Raw genomic sequence first — 21053 nt, 5'->3', positions numbered from 1 at the left:
TATAAAAGGTGGAAGAAGAGGTCAGCAAAAAGTTGTTCGACCAAATAAAATTAACCGTGAGATCCGAGTTCCCGAAGTCCGCTTAATTGGTACTGAAGGCGAGCAGATAGGGGTTGTTTCAATTGAGGATGCTTTAGATAAAGCACACAATGCAGGTGTTGATCTGGTAGAGATTAGCCCTAATGCTGAGCCTCCTGTTTGCCGAATTATGGATTACGGGAAATTCCTCTACGAAAAAAGTAAATCTGCAAAAGAGCAGAAGAAAAAGCAAAAACAGATTCAGGTCAAGGAAGTTAAATTCCGACCTGGAACTGATGAGGGCGACTATCAGGTAAAACTACGCAACCTGATTCGCTTCATTGAAGAGGGCAATAAAGCCAAGGTGACTTTGCGTTTCCGTGGACGGGAAATGGCACATCAACGTTTAGGGTTTGATCTTTTGAATCGCATTAAAGACGATCTGGAAGAACTGGCTATCGTTGAAGCATTTCCTAAAATGGAAGGCCGACAAGCCGTCATGGTACTTGCTCCTAAGAAGAAGTAGTTAAGGCTTTCAAGTAACTTATAACCAGCTATTCATATGAATAGCTGGTTTTGTTCGCCTTGCTGCTGTTTATTAATCCCAATGCGGAGTGCATGTAAATGCCAAAATTAAAAACTGACAGAGGCGCAGCGAAGCGCTTCAAAAAAACCGGTTCTGGTGGTTTTAAATGTAAACAAGCTGGCCTGCGTCATATCCTGACTAAGCGTCGTACGAAAGTTAAACGTCAATTGCGTGCAAAAAGCATGGTTGCAAAATCTGATATTGCATCCGTCGTACGTATGTTGCCTTACGCTTAAGTTTAAAGGAGATTACAGATGGCTAGAGTAAAACGTGGCGTAACAGCTCGTGCGCGTCATAAAAAAGTCCTGAATCAGGCGAAAGGTTACTATGGTGCTCGTTCACGCGTTTATCGCGTAGCGTTCCAGGCAGTAACTAAAGCTGGTCAATATGCTTATCGTGACCGCCGTCAGCGTAAACGTCAATTCCGTCAATTATGGATTGCGCGTATTAACGCCGCTGCTCGTCAGAACGGTCTGTCATACAGCCGTTTCATCGACGGTTTGAAAAAAGCGTCTGTCGAAATTGATCGTAAGATCTTAGCTGACATCGCTGTATTTGATAAAGTTGCATTCGCTGCTTTGGTTGAAAAAGCTAAAAGCGAACTGTAAGTTTTTGAGAATATGGAAGAGCCCGGCAATAGCCGGGCTTTTTCGTGTCTGAATTCCTTGATAATGTGGCACTTTTGGGTTGGTTGCCTAGCCATTTTAGCGACTTTCGATTAATATTTAGCTCTTATATTTTTTCGCACACCCGATTCCGAGCAGGATAGAGGAACACATGCAACAACTTGAAACGCTGGTAAACCAAGCTCTTTCTCAAGTGGAAGAAGCTAGTGATCTGGCAGCGTTGGACACAGTCCGCGTTGAATTTTTAGGTAAAAAAGGGTTAATGACTCAGCAGATGCAGACCCTGGGTCAGTTGAGTCCGCAAGAACGGCCTGCTGCAGGTCAAGCAATTAACCAAGCAAAACAGGCAATTACTCAGGCGATTAACGTCAAACGTGAAGCTCTTCAACAGGCCGCTCTTAACGCTAAATTGGCCAGTGAGAGTATCGATGTTAGTTTGTCCGGACGGGGTAATTCTTTGGGGGGATTGCATCCGGTCACCCGTACCATTAGTCGTATTGAGCAGTATTTTGGTCAACTTGGGTTTACGACTCGACAAGGGCCTGAAATTGAAGATGATTTTCACAACTTTGATGCGCTAAATATCCCTAAACATCATCCTGCGCGCGCGGATCACGATACTTTTTATTTTAATCCAGAACTTGTCCTTCGTACTCAAACATCTGGGGTGCAAATTCGTACCATGGAGGCTGAAAAACCACCCATTCGGATTATCTCCCCCGGACGAGTATATCGTAATGACTATGATCAGACTCATACACCCATGTTCCATCAGGTCGAAGGGCTCATGGTTGATACCGATGTCAGTTTTACTGAGCTTAAAGGTGTTTTGTATGACTTTTTACAAAACTTTTTTGAGACCGATCTTAAAATTCGCTTTCGGCCTTCATATTTTCCATTCACTGAAACATCTGCTGAAGTTGATATTCTAGGTAAGAATGGTTGGTTAGAAATCCTTGGATGTGGAATGGTTCATCCAAATGTTCTCAAGGCTGTGAATATTGACCCTGAACACTACACTGGTTTTGCTTTTGGCATGGGCGTAGAGCGTTTGACGATGTTGCGTTATGGCGTGAACGACCTGCGGGCTTTTTTCGAAAATGACCTGCGTTTTCTCAAGCAATTCAATTAAGGGATAGGTAGACAATGAAATTTAGTGAAGCTTGGCTGCGCGAGTGGGTCAATCCGCAGATCGACTCAAATGCTTTATGTGAACAAATAACAATGGCAGGGTTAGAGGTTGATACAACTGAACCTGTTGCTGGTGAATTCTCTGGCGTCATTGTAGGGAAAGTCATTGAGTGTCAGCCGCATCCAGATGCGGATAAATTGCGAGTGACTCAAGTTAACATCGGTGCATCTGAACCTGTTCAGATCGTGTGTGGTGCGCCGAACTGTCGTCAGGGACTAAAAGTTGCAGTCGCTACAGTTGGGGCTCTTTTGCCAGATAATTTTAAAATTAAGAAGGCAAAACTACGTGGACAACCATCAAATGGGATGCTCTGCAGTGCTAGTGAATTAGGGCTAAGTGAAGACCATGATGGCATCATCGAATTGCCATTAGATGCCCCAGTAGGGCAAAATTTGCGAGAATATCTTCAGTTGAATGATATTTCTATTGATATCGATTTAACCCCAAATAGAGCCGATTGCTTGAGTATTGCTGGGATTGCTCGTGAAGTAGGCGTTTTAAATCAGTTAGATGTCACACCTATTGTTGTAGATGATGTTATTGAGGATTCGTCTAGTACGATCAATGTATCAGTTGAAGCGCCTGAAGAATGCCCACGCTATCTTGGTCGAGTGATTGAAAACGTTGATCTAAGTGCCAATACCCCGTTATGGATGAAAGAAAAGTTACGTCGTAGCGGTATTCGTTCTATCGATCCGATTGTCGATGTTACTAATTACGTTATGTTAGAACTGGGGCAGCCACTGCATGCATTTGATGCCAATAAGGTCAGTGGTTCAATTCATGTTCGTTTAGCGACTGATAGTGAAACGCTGATTACTCTTGATGAGCAAGAAGTAAAATTAAGTGATAACACGCTCGTTATTGCTGATGATAACGGCCCAATTGCGCTTGCAGGGATCTTTGGCGGTCTACACAGTGGTGTTACTAAGCAAAGTCAGTCAATCTTCTTAGAGAGTGCATTTTTTGCACCGTTGGCTATTACTGGCCGAGCCCGTCAATATGGTTTACATACCGATGCTTCACATCGATTTGAGCGGGGTGTTGATTGGCAATTACAAGAGACAGCACTGCAACGAGCTAGCGCCCTGATCCAACAGATCTGTGGCGGTCAAGCAGGGCCGGTAATAGTGGCTGAAAATCGGGATAAATTGCCAAAACCACAGCCGATTACATTGCGCCATGCTCGTTTAAACAAGTTGATTGGTCAAGAATTTTCAACAGAGCAGGTATGCAGAATACTTAACCGGCTAGGTTTAGATGTCAAGCAACAAGGAGATACTTGGACAGGGATTTCACCAAGTTATCGATTTGATCTAGAAATTGAGCAGGATTTAATTGAAGAAATTGCTCGTGTATATGGTTATAACGAAATCCCCAACGTGTCACCAAATGCTCATTTAAAAATGGCGTTAACACCTGAAGCTTCACTAGCTTTAGGACGATTGAGAGATATTTTAGTTAATCGAGATTACCAAGAAGCGGTGACTTATAGTTTCGTTGATCCTAAAAAGCAGCAAAAATTACATCCACAGCAAGAAGCGATGAATTTGCCAAATCCAATTGCATCAGATATGTCGCAAATGCGCCTGAGTTTATGGACTGGATTGCTAGATACTATTTCATATAATCAGAAACGACAACAGCCAAGAATCCGTGTTTTTGAAACAGGTTTGCGCTTTATTCCCGATGCAACTGAATCATTAAAAGTACGTCAGGAACCGATGATTGGTGGTGCGATTGTTGGGCCTATTTCTGATGAGAGTTGGCATGATGGTCAACGTGAAGTTGATTTTTTTGATATTAAAGGTGACGTTGAAGCATTGATTTCGGCGAGTGGATGCGAAGACGAATTTGAATTTATCAAAGCTGAACATCCGGCGCTTCATCCAGGACAAAGTGCGCAAATTCTTCGCTGTGGTAAATGCGTCGGTTGGGTTGGGGCGATTCATCCTCAATTAGAAAAAACATATTCACTGAGCGGTCGTGTGTTTATGTTTGAATTGCTTCAATCAGCACTAATTGAAGGGAAAATTCCACATATTGAACCGGTTTCAAAATACCCTTCAAATCGTCGAGATTTAGCAATTGTTGTAAATAGTTCCGTTAATGCCGCAGATTTAATAAAATGTGTTCGGAAAAATGGCACAAATCAATTAGTTGGCGTAAACTTATTCGATGTATACCAAGGTAAAGGTGTCCCTGAAGGTAAAAAAAGCATTGCGCTTAGCTTAACTTTACAGGATAAGACCCATACTTTGGATGAAGCTGAGATTGTCGCAATTGTTGATGATATTGTCGCCGCTCTCAAATCCGAATTCGATGCATCCTTGAGGGATTAGATATGGCATTAACTAAAGCTGACCTGGCAGAGAATCTCTTTGATCGGTTGGGGTTTAGTAAAAAAGAATCGAAAGATGTAGTGGAATCATTTTTCGAGGAAATCCGCCTGGCATTAGAATCTGGGGAACAAGTTAAAGTTTCCGGATTTGGCAATTTCGATCTACGGCAAAAAAATGAACGTCCGGGGCGAAATCCAAAAACAGGGGAAGACATTCCTATTAGTGCTAGACGTGTTGTGACTTTTCGACCCGGCCAGAAATTGAAAAGCCGTGTTGAAAACGCTGAACCTAAGTCTGAGTAATATTAGATGTAGTTTATTGTGAATAGATGGTTTCGTCGTGAGTCGGCGAAGCCATTTATTTTTCTTTTATTTCTCATTACCTTGCTAAATATGCTAATTTCATCTTAAATCTTTATATTAATTCCGGAATGCCACTGGAAATTCGGTATGTAACCCGGTAAGTTAGTACAAATATTTTTAGAGATGATGTGAGTTAGTATATGTTGCAAACGGCCAGTAAAACGATCTGCAGTATTAGGCCCCTTGAACAGGAGTGGTGCGGGCATCTTTACGACCGATTTTCAACAACTTTCTATCCTTCCGAACCGGCTAATTTGGATGACTTCCATCAACAATTAATAGAAACTTGTGAAAGTTGGATTGCACTTCGCGATCAAAAAATCATCGGTTTTATTTGTATGAGCTGGGATGCTGACTTTTATATGTTTAAAGAGGCCAATATTCCTGAAATTACGACGCTAGTCGTTCTTCCGGAAATGCGCCGTCAAGGGGTCGCAACGGCCTTGATGAGTCGCATTGAGCCGAAAGCTTTGCGCAGTAGACGGCGTATAGGTATGGGGGTTTCTTTGTCTCCAGCTTACCAAGGAATGCAGCAGTTGTGTGCTAAGCGTGGATTTATTCCTACTTCTCAGGGGTTGTATTATAAAGATAAACCTGTTGAACATAATCAACAGGTTTATCTAAATGAACATCTTCAACTTTACTATATTAAACAGCGTTTATAGTTTAAATTGTCCAATGTCTGCTCGAACTTTTTCACTAATATCTGACAATATTTCAGCCTGTTTCGCATTGCTTTGAGCGGTTTTATTGAGTTCATCAGAAACTTGATTAATGTTATTAGTGTTTTCATTAATTTCAGCTGTAACAGATGTTTGTTCTTCGGCTGCAGTTGCAATTTGAGTCGCCATTTCATTAATGGTTTCAATTGCTGAGCGTATTTCAACAAAGCTTTGTTTAGCCAGATCACTATCATGAACGCTTTGTTGGGCAGTTGCGTGGCTGCTAGTCATGCGAGTTACCGCATTGTCTGTTGCTTCTTGCAGAACTTTAATCATATTGCGGATCTCTTCTGTCGAAGAATGAGTCCGCTGTGAAAGCGAGCGCACTTCATCTGCGACTACAGCAAATCCTCGACCTTGCTCTCCCGCTCGAGCAGCTTCAATGGCTGCATTAAGAGCTAATAAATTGGTCTGCTCAGCAATAGCTGAAATAGTCGATAGGATTGACCCGATTTCTTGCACATGTTGATCCAATTCACCTATTGCTTTAGACGTATCCTGAATTTCATCTGCTAATTGGTTAATACTAGTTTGGCTTTTGTTCACTTCAACTAAGCCTTGTTCACTTAAGTGAACTGCATTATCAGAAGTTGAGGCAGTATTTGCAGCATTATTAGCTATTTCCTGGGTCGCGACAGTCATTTCGTGAACAGCGGTTGCAACCATAGTGACTTCTTGCTGCTGATTATGGATCTGTTTGGCGCTCTCATCAGAAACTTTGTTTGCATTTGAAGCTTCCGATACTAGGCTATCTCCAACAACTTTGAGCCGTGAGATAATTCCATACAAATATTCGATAAAGGTATTAAAGTTACTGGCAAGTTCTCCAATCTCGTCTTGTGATGAAGTTTGGATCCGCATAGTTAGATCTCCGCCGCCACTAGCTATATTCGCAAGACCTTTGGAAACTTCACGTAAATCTTTAAACAACCAGCGAATAATGACTATTGAAGCGATGATACTGATGATCAACAGTACGACAACGATAATTACTATTTTGATAAGCAACTGATAAATGGATGCATATAGCACATTTTTATTCATCACAAAGCCTAAGATCCAGTCAGTGTTAGGAACTGGATTGAGATAAAGTAGGGTATCTTTGCCTTGAATTGATAAGTCATGAGCAGAAGGCTTGCTAGATAATTTAATAAGATTATTTGTGTCTAGACGGCTACTTAACGTTTTTGGTGCTTTGAGGATCATATTTTTTTGCGGGAAGGCTGCAATTGCACCACGTTTATCCAGTAACATGGCGTAGCCATCTCCCTGAATTTTAAGTGAGAGAACGTTGTCCACTATTTTATTTAGATAATAAAGTCCTCCAATAGCCCCCCGAAACTTGCCATCAATGATAATTGGCTGAACAAAGGTAATTGCTAGTTTTTTGCCAGTTACGGCAATATAGGGCAGGGTAATAAAAGGTTTTTCAAGCTTTTTAGCTGTTTTATACCAACCTCGTACACGAGGATCATAGCCAGCTTTGTCAAGGCTCGGGTCATGGCGATACATGGTTCCGTCTTCGAGTCCAACAAAAGTTAAGGCAAAATCGCCGCTTCTCTTCGCCTGGTTTAAGAATTTCAACGTCTCGGTGTGATTTAGTTTTCCATCTGATTTTAACTGTGAACTTAGCTCTATACCAAGAGCTGTCATCATATCTCTACGGTCTTTTGCCCAACTGGATAAGTACTGCGTAAACGCTTGGGCCTGTGCGTCGCTCTGTGATGATATAGCCTGTTCTCGAGAATTAGCTAATTCATTGTAAGCAAGATAACCTAAACAAACTGCAATTATCGTTAGAAAAACTACTGTTACTGAAATCAGTTTCCCTTGTAGAGATAATCTCATATATTTCAACCTCATGCCATCTTCAGCCTTTTTAGTGTAGTTGGAATATTAGAAGTTATCGGCGAAATTAATTTAATTATTAGAAAAATAAATAAATATGAGAGGTAGTCTATATCTTGCGATATAGACTATTCCCATAACAGAAGATTAATGATTAAGGATCTGACTTAAGAATAATTTTGTGCGCTCTGATTGTGGGGAATCAAAGAACTTATCTGGTGTGTTTTGTTCAATAATTTCTCCTCGGTCCATAAAAATCACACGGTCTGCAACCTGCTTAGCAAATCCCATTTCGTGAGTAACACAAATCATCGTCATGCCTTCTTCGGCAAGTTCCACCATTACGTCCAGTACTTCGCGAACCATTTCGGGGTCTAAGGCTGATGTAGGTTCATCAAAAAGCATAATCGAAGGGTTCATACATAAGCTTCGGGCAATCGCGACTCGTTGTTGCTGTCCGCCGGATAATTGCCCCGGATATTTATGGGCTTGTTCTGGAATTTTCACCCGTTCTAAATATTTCATTGCGGTTTGCTCAGCTTCTTTTTGCGGCATATGTTTAACCCAAATAGGAGCCAGGCAGCAGTTTTGCATTACAGTTAAGTGTGGAAACAAATTAAAGTGCTGGAAACACATTCCAACATCACGGCGTACATATTCAATATTTTTAATATCGTTGTTTAGTAACGTATCATTGACAATAATTTCACCTTCTTGATGTTCTTCTAGTCGGTTAATACAGCGAATCATTGTCGACTTCCCAGAGCCTGATGGACCGCAAATGACGATCCGTTCACCTCGGGTGACATTTAAATTGATGTCCTTTAGCACATGGAATTCACCATACCATTTGTTCATTTTACGCAGCTCAATCACGGTGTCTTGCTGAGTGAGCTTAGATTGCTCTGTCATACTAAAATCCTTTTTGATCAGTTCTTATGGCCGGTGTGCAATTTGTTTTCGAGATAGATGGAATACCGAGAGATCCCAAAACAAAATAACCAAAAGACAAATGCGATGAATACATACATCTCAATAGAGAAGCCAAGCCATTTAGGGTCAGACATTGCTGATTGACCTATTGCCAATAGATCAAAGATGCCGATAATTAATACTAAGCTGGTATCTTTAAACAGCGAAATAAAGGTATTGACGATCGATGGAATGGTGATTTTTAACGCTTGAGGTAGAATGACAAAGATCATCGATTTCCAGTAGCTTAATCCCAAGGCTTCAGCCGCTTCATACTGACCACTAGGAATTGCTTGTAACCCCCCACGAATCACTTCAGCCATATAGGCTGAGTAGAACATGGTGATACCGATCATCGCTCGTAACAATTTATCGAAATTCACTTCTGAACTCATAAATAGTGGCAGCATAACCGAAGCCATAAATAACACTGTAATCAGTGGAACTGCCCGCCAGAATTCAATATAAATTGTACTAACAGCCCGAATAACTGGCATCTTAGAACGTCTTCCCAAGGCGAGAACTGTCCCAAATGGCAACGAAACTACAATACCTGAGACAGCGAGAACCAAGGTCACCAACAACCCCCCCCAGAGGCTTGTTTCAATAGGTTTTAGTCCAAATATGCCACCACTAAGCAGAATAACTGCAATAAATGGGTAGATGAAGATGGTAAATGCTCCCACCCAAACTTTTTTAGGCAGTTTGGGAATAGCGAGCCATCCGATCAAAAAAGCACAGCTTGCATAAACTAAGTCGGGGCGCCAACGCTCAGGCTGTGGATAAAAGCCATAAATTAATTGCGAGAAACGATTTTCGACAAAGACCCAACATGCGCCACCACCAACAGTACAGGCTTTGCGACTATCTCCAATCCAAGAAGCGTCAATAAACGCCCACTGAATAAAGTGGTAAATAGGTGGAACAAATAAGTACAACACTAAAAGAGTGAAAATAGAATTATACCAAGTCGAAAACAAGTTTTTACGCATCCAGCCTATGAAGCCAACCTGAATCGAAGGTGCCGGGCGATCAGGTTTAAATTGATATTCACTCATAATTACCTCTCGACCAGCGCGACTTTACGGTTGTATAAGTTCATTAGTAATGATGTACTTAAACTAATCACCAAATAAACAGCCATCGTCATTGCGATGACTTCAATTGCTTGTCCTGTCTGGTTTAATGTTGTCCCCATGAATACCGAAACTAATTCAGGATACCCAATGGCGGTAGCGAGCGATGAGTTTTTCGTTAAGTTAAGATATTCACTGGTGAGCGGCGGAATAATCACCCGCATTGCCTGAGGAATAATAACCAAGCGTAAGGTTTGTGATTTAGATAATGCTAAAGATTGGGCGGCTTCTGTTTGTCCCTTGTTCACAGCTTCAATTCCTGAGCGAACAATTTCAGCGATAAACGCGGAGGTATATAATGCCAGTGCTAATAACAATGAAGTTAACTCAGGAATAATTGTCAATCCACCTCTAAAATTAAAACCTGCTAGGTGAGGAAAATCTAAAGAGACGGGGCGACCTGATACAAAATAACCTAAACATGGCAGCACGATTATAATAGCTAACGATGTCCAGAACACAGGGAAGGGTTGGCCAGTTCTAACATGGCGCCGTTTCGCCCAATAACGCAATATTATTATTGCGACAATCGCCGCAATAATAGCGGCAACTACGAGTCCAGACCCAGCCATAAATACTGGTTTCGGAATGTATAATCCTCGACTATTTAAGAAGAACCATTCACCAATATGGTAGCTCTGTTTGGGACGAGGTAGCGGTGCTAACACTGCGTTATACCAGAAAAATATTTGCAGCAACAATGGTGTGTTACGCAGAATTTCAACGTACACGGACGATAATTTCGAGACAACCCAGTTATCAGATAATCTGGCGATGCCAACAATAAATCCGAGAATGGTTGCCAAGATAATCCCTAAAATGGAAACCAGTAAGGTATTCAATAAACCTACAATGAAAGTATCACCATAAGTACTGTCTTCAGTGTAAGGAATTAACGATTGAATAATTCCGAATCCAGCTCTTTGATCTAAAAAACCAAAGCCTGTATTAATGCCTCGTGCATCTAGATTGTTTAACGCATTGGAAATAATGTCGTGTAAAAACCAAGCAACAAGGCCAATAACAATAACTTGAAAAACTAACGAACGAACATTTGGATCGAACCAAACCGTACGTAACGTTAACTTCGTTTTAGGAGAAGGCCGTTCAGCCATATATCAACTCCGATAAGTCAATTAAACGTTAAAAGCATCAGTCCACTAAGAAGTAGAGCTGGTTGCAATCCAGCTCTACAGGGATTAAATCAAACTATAGTAGTGCTAACGCACTGGTGGTGCGTATTGAATACCACCGTTAATCCATAGCGCGTTTAAGCCTCGTTTAATTTTAAGCGGGGAGTCTTCACCTACATCACGTTTAAATGCTTCACCGTAGTTGCCTACTTGTTTAACGATGTTATAAGCCCATTTGTTACTAATACCTAGCATTTGCCCCATATCAGTATCGACACCTAGTAATCGTTTGATTGAAGGATTGTTTGATTTGAGCATTTGATCAACGTTTTTAGAGCTTACACCAAGTTCTTCAGCGTCGAGCATTGCAAATAACGACCATTTAACAACATTAAACCATGCATCATCCCCCTGACGAACAACAGGTCCCAACGGTTCTTTGGAAATAACTTCAGGCAGAACAACAGCATTTTCAGGTTTGGCTAATTTAATGCGTAATGCATACAACTGTGACTGATCTGAAGTTAAGACATCACAACGACCCGCTTCAAATCCTTTAACACTTTGGTCTGAGGTATCAAATACTACGGGGGTATATTTCATGTTGTGACTGCGGAAATAGTCAGCAAGGTTAAGTTCGGTCGTCGTGCCTGACTGAACGCAAACGGCAGCACCATCAAGCTCTTTGGCCGATGTCACTCCTAAGTTTTTGCTTACCAAAAAGCCTTGACCATCATAATAGTTTATACCCGCAAAGTTGACACCCAAGGATGCATCACGGGTTAAGGTCCAAGTGGTATTACGAGATAGCATATCGATTTCCCCAGACTGCAATGCAGTAAAGCGTTCTTTCGCTGTCAGGGGGGTATATTTGACTTTACTCGCATCACCAAGAACTGCTGCAGCTACAGCTCGACAAACATCAACGTCTAAGCCTTGCCAATGACCTTGAGCATCTGGGTTGGAGAATCCAGGCAATCCTGTGCTGACCCCACATTGAACATAGCCTTTCTTCTGAACATTTTGGAGTGTTGATTCTGCATTAGCATATGCGGAGAGCATGAGAGTAGCCGCCGCAACGGTTGTCCACACTTTGGTCTTTTTGAACATTGTTTTCATCCCTGTACATTTTTATTGTGTTGTGCATATGGCCTAATAGCACTTAGCGATGTTCGACAGCCTTGTCCATTAGGCCTATGTTCAACTTAAACTTTAATCTCGCATTCTGTCAACCATATTTTTATCTATCCATAGTGCAAAAACAGCAACATATTTGGAAATGTCTCAATTTAAGAGAATTATTTTTCAAATAAGATGATTTAACTATTGATTAAATATCATCGTTTGTAAAATTTTTAACTCATTTTTGACCCTGAATTAAACTTATACTGAGATATTTATCTATAATTCCCATAAATTAGAATGATTAATAATCTGTTTAATAAAGTAAAATTGCTTCGGGTATCTCCAGTTCAAGATAAAGATATCAGGGGCAAAATAGTGTCAAATTAACAAAGGAGTCATGGTGAAAGTCGTTGTTTTAACAGGGGCAGGCATATCTGCTGAATCGGGGATTCAAACCTTTCGTGGTGACACAGGACTTTGGGCTGACCATCGGGTCGAAGATATCTGTACTCCCGAAGGATATCAGCGTGATCCGGTTCAAGTTCAGGCGTTTTATAATCAACGTCGCCAGGAACTACTTGACCCTAAAATTAAACCCAATGCAGCACATATTGCTCTAGCGGAACTGTCGGAACGTCCAGGAATAGAAGTCACGTTAGTGACTCAGAATATTGACAATCTTCATGAGCGAGCTGGCAGTCAAAATATTTACCATATGCATGGCGAGCTGATGAAAGTACGCTGTGTCAAAACAGGCAAACTTTATCCTTGTGATCATGATATAGCAGTAGATGAACCATGCCATTGCTGCACACCAGCAAGCCCTTTACGTCCTCATGTTGTTTGGTTTGGTGAAATGCCTTTGTATATGGATGACATCATGGCACATATTTCTCAAGCTGATCTTTTTATTGCTATCGGGACTTCCGGAGTTGTCTATCCAGCCGCTGGTTTTGTTCGTCAGGCATCTCTATCTGGGGCTAAAACTGTTGAACTAAATCTTGCACCGTCTCAAGTTGAAAGTGCATTTGACGAAAAATATTATGGTCCAGCGACGAAAATTGTGCCGGAGTTTTGCCATCAAATTATGGGGTGATTGGCTAAAATCAATGAAGTTGTTAAACTAGAACGCTAAAATTAACATAGGGAGAACAACTTGCGTTGGCTTTTTTATATAACTACATTATCTATTTTAGTGGGTTTGCCTGGGTGTGATTATCGCTCTTCAGGAAACGTTTGGGCGATGCCTGGTTTGTCATTGCCTTCTTCAAGTCTCCCTAAATTCACTGACGGGCAGTCATCATCAGCAAAAAAACAGCAATTTACCGAATATCTGCTGCCGCTGGTAAAGAATATGAATTTTGTTATCCTCAAAAAGCGAGAATTGCTTAAGAAAGCATATGAGCAGTATCGTGGAAAAGAGTCTTTATCTCGCTCAGCAAAGAACTTCGTGAAACGGCTGGCTAGTGAATATAAAGTACCAATTGATGATGAAGGTAGCCTTTCTGACAATATCTTTAAACAGCTACTGTTGCGGGTTGATGCCATTCCCCCTAATTTAGTTTTGGCCCAGGCTGCTAATGAATCGGCTTGGGGGACATCGCGATTTGCTCGTCAGGGAAATAATTTATTTGGGCAATGGTGCTACCAGAAAGGATGTGGAATCATACCAAATGCTCGCTCTGAAGATGCAACTCACGAGGTGAAAAAGTTTACATCACCGGCTCAATCAGTGGTTGCTTATATGCGTAATCTCAATACTAACCCGGCATACAGTAAATTTAGAAGTATTCGTCATAACCTCCGCCAACAAGGTAAAAAGGTGAGTGGTAGGGCAGTAGTTAAGGGATTAGTGAACTATTCGGCTCGCGGAATGGGGTATGTTGATTCACTGACATCACTGATGAACACGTATAAGGATAATTGGCCTGATGCACCTCAGGTTGAGACCAATTAAAACAAAAAACACCATATATATGGTGTTTTTTGGGTTGAATCATTAAATTAATTGGCTGAGGCATCAATAAATTGAACTGTTAATCTGTCTCCACTGTTTTGCTCATTAAATTTTTCAACCCTCTTCGTCTCACTTTGTTCAGGTCGATCAAAGGCTATATCACCACCATCGATAATCCCATTAGATATATCAACATTTTTAAAGTCGAAGAAACTACTATCTAAAAGGTGTGAGGGAACAACATTTTGAATTGCTCTAAACATTGATTCAATGCGCCCTGGGTAGCGTTTTTCCCAGCTGTTAAGCATCTCTTTAATCATCTGCCGTTGTAAGTTTTCTTGCGAACCACAGAGATTACAAGGAATGATTGGAAACTTTTTAATTTGTGCAAAACGCTCTAAATCTGCTTCTTTACAGTAGGCTAATGGACGAATAACGACATGTTCTCCATTATCGCTGACTAATTTCGGTGGCATCGCTTTGAGTTTACCACCATGAAACATATTCAAAAATAAGGTTTCAAGGATGTCATCACGATGATGACCTAGCGCTATCTTGGTTGCTCCTACTTCCTTCGCTGTACGATATAAAATTCCACGGCGCAATCGTGAGCATAATGAGCAGGTTGTTTTTCCTTCGGGAATTTTTTCTTTGACGATAGAATAGGTATCTTCTTCAACAATCTTGTAATGAACACCTAATTCATTAAGGTAGCGGGGCAATACATCTTCAGGAAACCCTGGCTGTTTTTGATCCAGATTTACTGCAATTATATCAAAATTAATTGGGGCATGCGCTTTTAAGTGCAATAGTATTGCTAGTAAACCATAGCTATCTTTCCCTCCAGAGAGGCACACCATGACTTTGTCGCCAGCCTCGATCATATTGTAATCTGCAATAGCTTGCCCTACCTGGCGGCGTAGGCGTTTGTGAAGTTTATTGGCGTTATAGATAGTTTTGGGTTTTACAGACATAGACGTTGACCATACTTTAAAATAAAAAGCGCGCCCATTATAAAGGCGCGCTGGCTGACTGCAAGCAGTACATTATGAGTGCGGTTATTTAGTGCTCGGTATCTAGTGATTCCGGTCGTAATGCGAGCAAATCGCAGTTGAGTTGATCGATCACATGTTCGGCTGTATTACCAATTAATGCACCACTCAATCCACTTCGACCGCAAGTACCTAAAACGACAACGGCTGCATCCAGATTATAAGATGTATCGATAATCGCATCGTCAGGTAACCCTTCTTCTAGATGAATGAAATTTTCGTCAAGGTCGTATTTTTTTACATACTCTTTAACTAATTCTTCATGCTGCTCTTTAACGTTTTGATTATATAATTCAGGATCAAAATCGGGCAGCTCGATAGCGATATTGGCCGGTGCGGGAGGGTAAGCATTAATAGCGTGCAATTGACCATCGACAAGGTCTGCTAAATCACGGCTATAACAAGTAATCATATCATTGAGTTTCAGATGTAATTCATCTTCAGCACCCAAATGAACTGCTGCTAGGATTCGACCATGCGATGGCCAATTATTATTTTTCACTAATAATAATGGGCAGGGGGTTTTGCGCAGTAGATGCCAATCAGTTGGTGTAAAGATAACCGACTGTAATTTAGGATGGCTATGGGTACTTTTAACAATTAAATCGTGTCCGAATTCTTTGGCTTCATTAATAATGGCTTCATAGAGACGGTTATTCCAGAGAACTTTGGTTTCGATCTCGATTCCGTTGTGTTGGTATTGAGCAACGAGCTTATCAAGCCATTCTTTTCTATCAGCGATGACTGCTGAACGCATTGTTTCGCGTTCGCTAGATGAGAGCATTGATGTCATTTCATACGAGAAATCATAGATAGTCAGGAGAGCTTTAATAGGGGCCTGCTGTTTTTGTTGAGAAAGAAAAATCGCTCGAGAAAGGGCAGCCTGTTCATCTTGAGTGGGATCAATCACAACCAAGATATTTTTGTACTGAATCATAATATGCTCCTTAATTAAAGGGCTTAATGAACGATACTCTCAGATTAGCTAAAACATAGAAGAGGGAAAGCGACCTAGTTCAAAGAACAGAACTAGGTCAAAAATACTGTTACTTTTTCGCACCCGCTAATTCTGCAAGTTTATCGTGATTAACGATTGTAATATATTTGCCTTTTACGTTAATCAGTTCTGATTTTTGAAAACGGCCTAATAAACGACTAATTGTTTCAACAGTTAATCCTAAGTAATTACCAATATCGCCACGGGTCATTGTTAAACGAAATTCTCGAGGAGAAAATCCGCGTTGAGCAAAACGATTTGATAAACCAAATATAAACGCAGCTAAACGTTCTTCTGCATTTTTCTTACTTAAGAGCAGAATCATATTTTGATCGCCACAAATCTCATTACTCATCAACCTCATCATTTGATGACGTAACTTAGGCATCGCTGATGATAAATCATCTAACACTTCATAGGGGATTTCACAAACCATCGAAGTTTCCAGTGCTTGAGCAAAGCTCGGATGGATACCACGATTTATTGCATCAAATCCGACCAAGTCACCAGCGAGTTGAAAACCTGTGATTTGTTCGTCACCTTGTTCGGTGATTGTGTATGTTTTAATCGTCCCTGAGCGGATAGCATATAAACAGCGCATCGTTTCACCGGCTGCGAATAGTTCTTCGCCTTTTTGAATCGGTTTTTTACGCTCGATAATCCGATCTAAGCGGTCTAATTCAGTTTCATTGAGGGAATAAGGGATACATAACTGGGCAATGCTACATTCTTGACAATGAATTTCACATCCGCCAGTTTGAATTCGGTTATGTCTGTGGTTAACGCTCATAGCAACTCGACCATCCGTTTTGACTCAAATCAAGTTTACTATTTTTCAAATTACTTTCATAGACAAAAAAAGCATTTTACTTATAACTTTAAATGAGCCCATTTCAACTAGAGCACGAACAATACATGAGAATCAATGGGGGAGGCAAGCACTTTAAAAGTTAAATTAGTGTAACGCTCTTATAAAAAATGTATTTAAAACAAACAATATGTTATCGCTCTCAGAGGATGGCATTGATTAAGTCCACTATAAAACATGATAAATTCATAAGTAATTGTATTATAATAAAAAATTAATTATTAAGTATTCTCCAATCATACTGGAATATGACATTTTTATGCAGAAGACAATCCAGCTAGTATAAAAGCACAGAATATACAACTGCATTATGCTTAATTAGTAGTATCTAATTGCATTTTTTTGAACTGGGACGTCTATAGCAATTCGTTAGGGCGCGATTAAGAAAAAGCAACGAACAAGTAATACTTTTATAAATAATGAGATCGATTTTGGCGTGAGATGTTTTATCGCAGTCATGAATGGGTTAAAGGTAATCGTGTTGAAGCATTGAACAATGACTCCAGACGAGCCCCTGGGTAGAAACCCGTGTTTATGTGGCTAGTCTAGTGCTGCTCACATAGGATCCACCTGTGAGCATGGCTATGATAAATCCTGCCGACAAAGAAATTGTTTCCTAAAAGCGATTGAACTCATTCGGTCAGTACGGTTCTGATCTAAATTAGATAACTTGTTGGCTACACTAAATTAGCTAAGTAAAAAGGAAAATCACTAACGCGCAAGTGGTGAAATCATGTCCGGAGTCTGTGCATGGAACAAAATGAGAAGTTTCGGTATGCTTGTTTTTCAGGCACCGGAATGAAGCCTTGGGAAACTGTGTTTTTGTTCGATCAGTATTTTAAATGCTGAAGTTTTAGAATATATAATTTCGCATAATGTATATTATGTTAAATAGAGTATTTTAGCCCATAGTGAAAACGTAAAGTGCAGCTGTTCTTGTATTGTGCTCGTGATTGTAACACGCTGAATAGCTCGTACAGCAGCACGACTCATGGTCTGTTGTTTTCGCCCATTCTGTAAATTCCTGGCTGATGGACTCGGGACCATTGTTACAGCGGTTCGTCAAGGGTTTGGGTCGCCATCCAAGCAGCTGTTTTAGCGTCCCGACCTTATTACCCGCAGCGTCGGCAGCGAAAACCAAGCTTCAATAAAAGTCATCGATGACGTTGAACAACCGATAGCTGCGCCCATCTGCAAGCTAGTCATACATAAAATCTATCGACCACACTGGATTCGATTTAATTGAGTGGGTTCTGTCAGCAGCTCTGGTGCGTTTCGCTTTAGTCGTCGGCGTGGTTTTATACGCAGATTCAGCGCTAAATCGCAGGATCCGCTTGTGGTTCCATGTAGTTCCAACCGAAGCCTTTCACATTGCGCCGCAGATAATAAAAACATTACCCACAGCCCGAGTCCGTTTCTTTTTCTGTTAAATCAACAAGCAAAGCTGCGGTCTGCGCATTCTCATCGTCATAAACAGGCTGATATCGGTAGTAGGTTTAGCTGATGGAAAATGCCGCGCAGGCCAAGCGAATTGTCATTTTCCGATTGGCCATTGCGTGTTGTGCCATCGCTTCCTGATCAAGTTCTTTTAGGCGAGCCATCAACGACGTATCCATGCTGCCGAATTTAGCTCATTTGTAAAAAGTCGCCGAACTCATGCCATGCTCCCGGCATAGCTCAGGAACGGGCGTGCCGGCTTCGGTTTGTTTGAGGATCGCCATGATTTGGCTGTCTGTAAATTTTGATGTTTTCATGCAGAATTTCCTGCGTTTGGAGTACGAGAAAATTCTACTTTTGACGCCTGTTAATTTACGGGGGTATTACCTAGGCAGTATCGATACGTCGTACTAAGTAATGATGGTTTTGAGGAAAGTTGATTTTTTTCATGGTGTTACTAGAAATCCTATTTAACAATAATGAGTCCAATTTACCATAAAATAGATTATTTCTATTTAGCTATCTTTCTATTTTATCCAATCTTATTGGCTTCATATCACGATATCTCAATAGAAAAAACTATCGCATGTAGTGGCATCAATGCTCCCGGTAAATCATAGATCAGGGATAACACTATATTCTAGGATTTTGAACCAACTCTTAGCTTTGGAGATATCAGCGGACATCAAATTAGGCTCCTCCCTTGAAAAATATCTAAAAGAACATGATTTAATAATTTTGTTAAGTGAATTAACTATCTCAGTATTAGGTTATTCTCCAGTTAAAATAAATAGCCGTTTATTTCAAAAGTATATATGTCCATGTATTTAGATTGAACACACCTAGCTCTAACTTTGCGATGGTGTTAACATACCGCCCGCTTTCATTATATTAAATAACAGTTGTATAAATAATATCCATGAAAAATTTAAAAGTTTTAGTTGTTGATGATTTTTCAACCATGAGAAGAATCATTAAAAACATTTTAAAGGATTTAGGTATCGAGCAAATAGAGATGGCTGAGGATGGAGTCCATGCCTTGTCTATGGTGCAACATACACAATTTGATTTAATTATCACCGATTGGAATATGCCTAATATGAATGGTCTCGAACTGTTAAAGGCTATTCGGAAGACCAAAAGCATTGATGAGCTCCCTGTTCTTATGGTTACTGCCGAAACCAAACGAGAGCAGATTGTCGAGGCGGCTAAGGCTGGGGTGAATGGTTACATAGTTAAACCATTTAGCCAAGTAACCTTAGATAAAAAAATTAAGTTTATTTTTAGAAAAATATACGAAAGAAAATGTGCATAATATCTATCGGATTTGCATCTATACCTGTTTGATTTATAGAGAATTTTATGTTCGCTAAAGTTTCTGTATAATAAATGCTACAATTGTGGTGAGCGTGTCGTTTATCTTCAGTAAGCTGATTATTGAAAGGAATTTATATGAAGCAAAGCAGCCAGCAGTCTCAAGGGTTATTGCTGTTCAAATTAACTTTGCAGCAGACATTCGCTTTAGGCACTCTAAAAGTTCGTGAAATTATCCCTTATCAGCATTTAACTATTCTTCCTCAATCGCATCCTTATGTTATTGGTTCTACCCCTTTTCGCGGGAAAACGATTCCCATCATTGATATGGCATCTGCCGTAGGGTATCGCAGTATTCAAAAAGAAGAATATAAAAAGTGCTTCATTATTGTGACAGATTGTCAACGTCAGCTGGTTGGATTTATGGTACGTAAAATTGACCGCATTATGGAGTGCAATTGGCGAAACATCCACCCTGCCCCTACCGCAGTCGGACGTTCAGCTTATGTCCTTGGAGTAACAGAGTTTGATAATCAAATGGTTCAACTGATTGATATCGAGATGCTTTTATCACATATTTATCCGACTTCTGAAGACCATCTCCATGCAAATATTGATGCGACCGATCGAGCCAGACTCAGAGAACACCGGATCTTAGTCGTCGATGATTCTTCAGTCGCTCGTCGACAATTATCTGAGGCACTTGAGTATGTGAATGTTCCATTTGAAGTATGTGCAGATGGTTCAACTGCACTTGACATGATGTTGAAGTCAACGGCCACTGATAACAGTATTGATATTTTAGTAAGTGATATTGAGATGCCTGGTTTAGATGGCTATGAATTAGCTTTTGAAGTCCGTAGCCATCCGAATATTGCTAAGTCATATATTATTTTACACACTTCCTTATCAAGCGAGATTAGTGTGGATCGAGCTCATCAAGTCGGTGCAAACGAAGCCTTAACTAAATTTGATGCAGCTGAGTTGATTCAGGGAATGCTTCGGGGTGCCAATCACATTGAAAATGGGACAGTTAGCCCAGGCGTATCTGGTCGTTAACCATTTTCAAGACAACGCTCATCTATGGATTTAAAAGCTACTTCTGCTAAAGTGGCTTTTTTGTTGATATTTTTTGTATGCTTAATCTTTCTATACTCGCCAATCCCCTACCCTAGACCTACCATCGTTTGCTAGACACCTACAGTAACCTATGAGATATAACGCAGACTCATGTCAAGCCGATAAGTAATGCAGCGTAAGCCGCGCAGCTAAGCTATTGCATCAACTGTTCATTAAAGTCGTGTGACTTAATAGCCTACGTCTGTGTATGGCCTGACCTGCCTGTCATCATTGTTTATACATTTGA

19 protein-coding genes and 1 pseudogene are annotated in these 21053 nt (G+C 40.6%); 11 read left to right on the top strand and 9 right to left on the bottom strand.

Going from position 1 to position 21053, the window contains the following annotated elements; translation table 11 throughout:
- Position 1 precedes the first annotated feature (1 nt).
- The 7 genes from infC to EV690_RS13205 all read left to right on the top strand — a co-directional run bounded on the left by infC (position 2) and on the right by EV690_RS13205 (position 5791).
- Positions 2 to 544, top strand: a complete 543-nt coding sequence (infC, locus tag EV690_RS13235) for a translation initiation factor IF-3 (protein ID WP_131913471.1) — start codon at positions 2 to 4, stop codon at positions 542 to 544.
- A gap of 98 nt (positions 545 to 642) precedes the next feature.
- Positions 643 to 840 (top strand): 50S ribosomal protein L35, encoded by a 198-nt coding sequence (gene rpmI / locus EV690_RS13230; protein ID WP_131913470.1) that lies wholly within the window; start codon positions 643 to 645, stop codon positions 838 to 840.
- A gap of 18 nt (positions 841 to 858) precedes the next feature.
- Positions 859 to 1212: a 50S ribosomal protein L20 gene (rplT, locus tag EV690_RS13225; RefSeq protein ID WP_131913469.1), complete on the top strand. Its 354-nt coding sequence runs from the start codon at positions 859 to 861 to the stop codon at positions 1210 to 1212.
- A gap of 169 nt (positions 1213 to 1381) precedes the next feature.
- Positions 1382 to 2362, top strand: coding sequence for a phenylalanine--tRNA ligase subunit alpha (pheS, locus tag EV690_RS13220; RefSeq protein WP_131913468.1), 981 nt, complete (start codon positions 1382 to 1384; stop codon positions 2360 to 2362).
- Between the two features lie 14 nt (positions 2363 to 2376).
- Positions 2377 to 4764, top strand: coding sequence for a phenylalanine--tRNA ligase subunit beta (pheT, locus tag EV690_RS13215; protein ID WP_131913467.1), 2388 nt, complete (start codon positions 2377 to 2379; stop codon positions 4762 to 4764).
- 2 nt (positions 4765 to 4766) lie between these two features.
- The gene (locus EV690_RS13210) at positions 4767 to 5066 is read left to right on the top strand and encodes an integration host factor subunit alpha (protein WP_131913466.1); all 300 of its coding nucleotides are present in this window, start codon (positions 4767 to 4769) and stop codon (positions 5064 to 5066) included.
- Positions 5067 to 5266: 200 nt separating this feature from the next.
- On the top strand, positions 5267 to 5791 hold the full coding sequence (locus EV690_RS13205; protein WP_131913465.1) for a GNAT family N-acetyltransferase: 525 nt from the start codon (positions 5267 to 5269) through the stop codon (positions 5789 to 5791).
- Here the strand turns inward: EV690_RS13205 and EV690_RS13200 are convergent.
- The 5 genes from EV690_RS13200 to EV690_RS13180 all read right to left on the bottom strand — a co-directional run bounded on the left by EV690_RS13200 (position 5786) and on the right by EV690_RS13180 (position 12047).
- Entirely contained in the window at positions 5786 to 7696 is a 1911-nt protein-coding gene (locus tag EV690_RS13200; RefSeq protein WP_165872755.1) for a methyl-accepting chemotaxis protein, read from the bottom strand. The two genes, EV690_RS13205 and EV690_RS13200, sit on opposite strands and share 6 nt — an antisense overlap.
- A 147-nt stretch (positions 7697 to 7843) precedes the next feature.
- Complete coding sequence (locus EV690_RS13195; protein WP_131913463.1) at positions 7844 to 8608, bottom strand: amino acid ABC transporter ATP-binding protein; 765 nt, start codon at positions 8606 to 8608, stop codon at positions 7844 to 7846.
- 17 nt (positions 8609 to 8625) lie between these two features.
- Positions 8626 to 9726, bottom strand: coding sequence for an amino acid ABC transporter permease (locus tag EV690_RS13190; protein WP_131913462.1), 1101 nt, complete (start codon positions 9724 to 9726; stop codon positions 8626 to 8628).
- 2 nt (positions 9727 to 9728) lie between these two features.
- A complete protein-coding gene (locus tag EV690_RS13185) occupies positions 9729 to 10919 on the bottom strand; it encodes an amino acid ABC transporter permease (RefSeq protein WP_131913461.1) in 1191 nt (396 codons plus the stop codon).
- A gap of 105 nt (positions 10920 to 11024) precedes the next feature.
- Positions 11025 to 12047 (bottom strand): amino acid ABC transporter substrate-binding protein, encoded by a 1023-nt coding sequence (locus tag EV690_RS13180; RefSeq protein ID WP_165872754.1) that lies wholly within the window; start codon positions 12045 to 12047, stop codon positions 11025 to 11027.
- 412 nt (positions 12048 to 12459) lie between these two features.
- Here EV690_RS13180 and cobB point away from each other — a divergent pair, with 412 nt between their 5' ends.
- Both cobB and EV690_RS13170 read left to right on the top strand, forming a co-directional pair.
- The gene (gene cobB, locus EV690_RS13175) at positions 12460 to 13158 is read left to right on the top strand and encodes a Sir2 family NAD+-dependent deacetylase (RefSeq protein ID WP_131913460.1); all 699 of its coding nucleotides are present in this window, start codon (positions 12460 to 12462) and stop codon (positions 13156 to 13158) included.
- 60 nt (positions 13159 to 13218) lie between these two features.
- Complete coding sequence (locus EV690_RS13170) at positions 13219 to 14019, top strand: glucosaminidase domain-containing protein (protein ID WP_131913459.1); 801 nt, start codon at positions 13219 to 13221, stop codon at positions 14017 to 14019.
- A gap of 47 nt (positions 14020 to 14066) precedes the next feature.
- Here the strand turns inward: EV690_RS13170 and ttcA are convergent, their stop codons facing one another.
- From ttcA to EV690_RS13150, 4 genes and pseudogenes are all read right to left on the bottom strand, one after another.
- Positions 14067 to 14993 carry a tRNA 2-thiocytidine(32) synthetase TtcA gene (gene ttcA, locus EV690_RS13165; protein ID WP_131913458.1) on the bottom strand — a complete coding sequence of 309 codons (927 nt, stop codon included), beginning with the start codon at positions 14991 to 14993 and terminating at the stop codon, positions 14067 to 14069.
- Between the two features lie 88 nt (positions 14994 to 15081).
- On the bottom strand, positions 15082 to 16008 hold the full coding sequence (uspE, locus tag EV690_RS13160) for a universal stress protein UspE (protein ID WP_131913457.1): 927 nt from the start codon (positions 16006 to 16008) through the stop codon (positions 15082 to 15084).
- Between the two features lie 109 nt (positions 16009 to 16117).
- Positions 16118 to 16858 (bottom strand): FNR family transcription factor, encoded by a 741-nt coding sequence (locus tag EV690_RS13155; RefSeq protein ID WP_131913456.1) that lies wholly within the window; start codon positions 16856 to 16858, stop codon positions 16118 to 16120.
- 1081 nt (positions 16859 to 17939) lie between these two features.
- Positions 17940 to 18690, bottom strand: a pseudogene (locus EV690_RS13150) (transposase); the annotation flags it as partial.
- Positions 18691 to 19292: 602 nt separating this feature from the next.
- Here EV690_RS13150 and EV690_RS13145 point away from each other — a divergent pair.
- The gene (locus EV690_RS13145) at positions 19293 to 19688 is read left to right on the top strand and encodes a response regulator (protein ID WP_131913455.1); all 396 of its coding nucleotides are present in this window, start codon (positions 19293 to 19295) and stop codon (positions 19686 to 19688) included.
- 137 nt (positions 19689 to 19825) lie between these two features.
- Positions 19826 to 20746, top strand: coding sequence for a chemotaxis protein (locus EV690_RS13140; RefSeq protein ID WP_131913454.1), 921 nt, complete (start codon positions 19826 to 19828; stop codon positions 20744 to 20746).
- The last annotated feature ends 307 nt before the right edge of the window (positions 20747 to 21053 follow it).

Origin of the sequence: Celerinatantimonas diazotrophica, from assembly GCF_004339545.1 — a bacterium.
Lineage (GTDB): Bacteria > Pseudomonadota > Gammaproteobacteria > Enterobacterales > Celerinatantimonadaceae > Celerinatantimonas > Celerinatantimonas diazotrophica.
The sequence above is the reverse complement of the archived record's forward strand: the minus strand, read 5'-3'. Positions and strand labels throughout refer to the sequence as shown.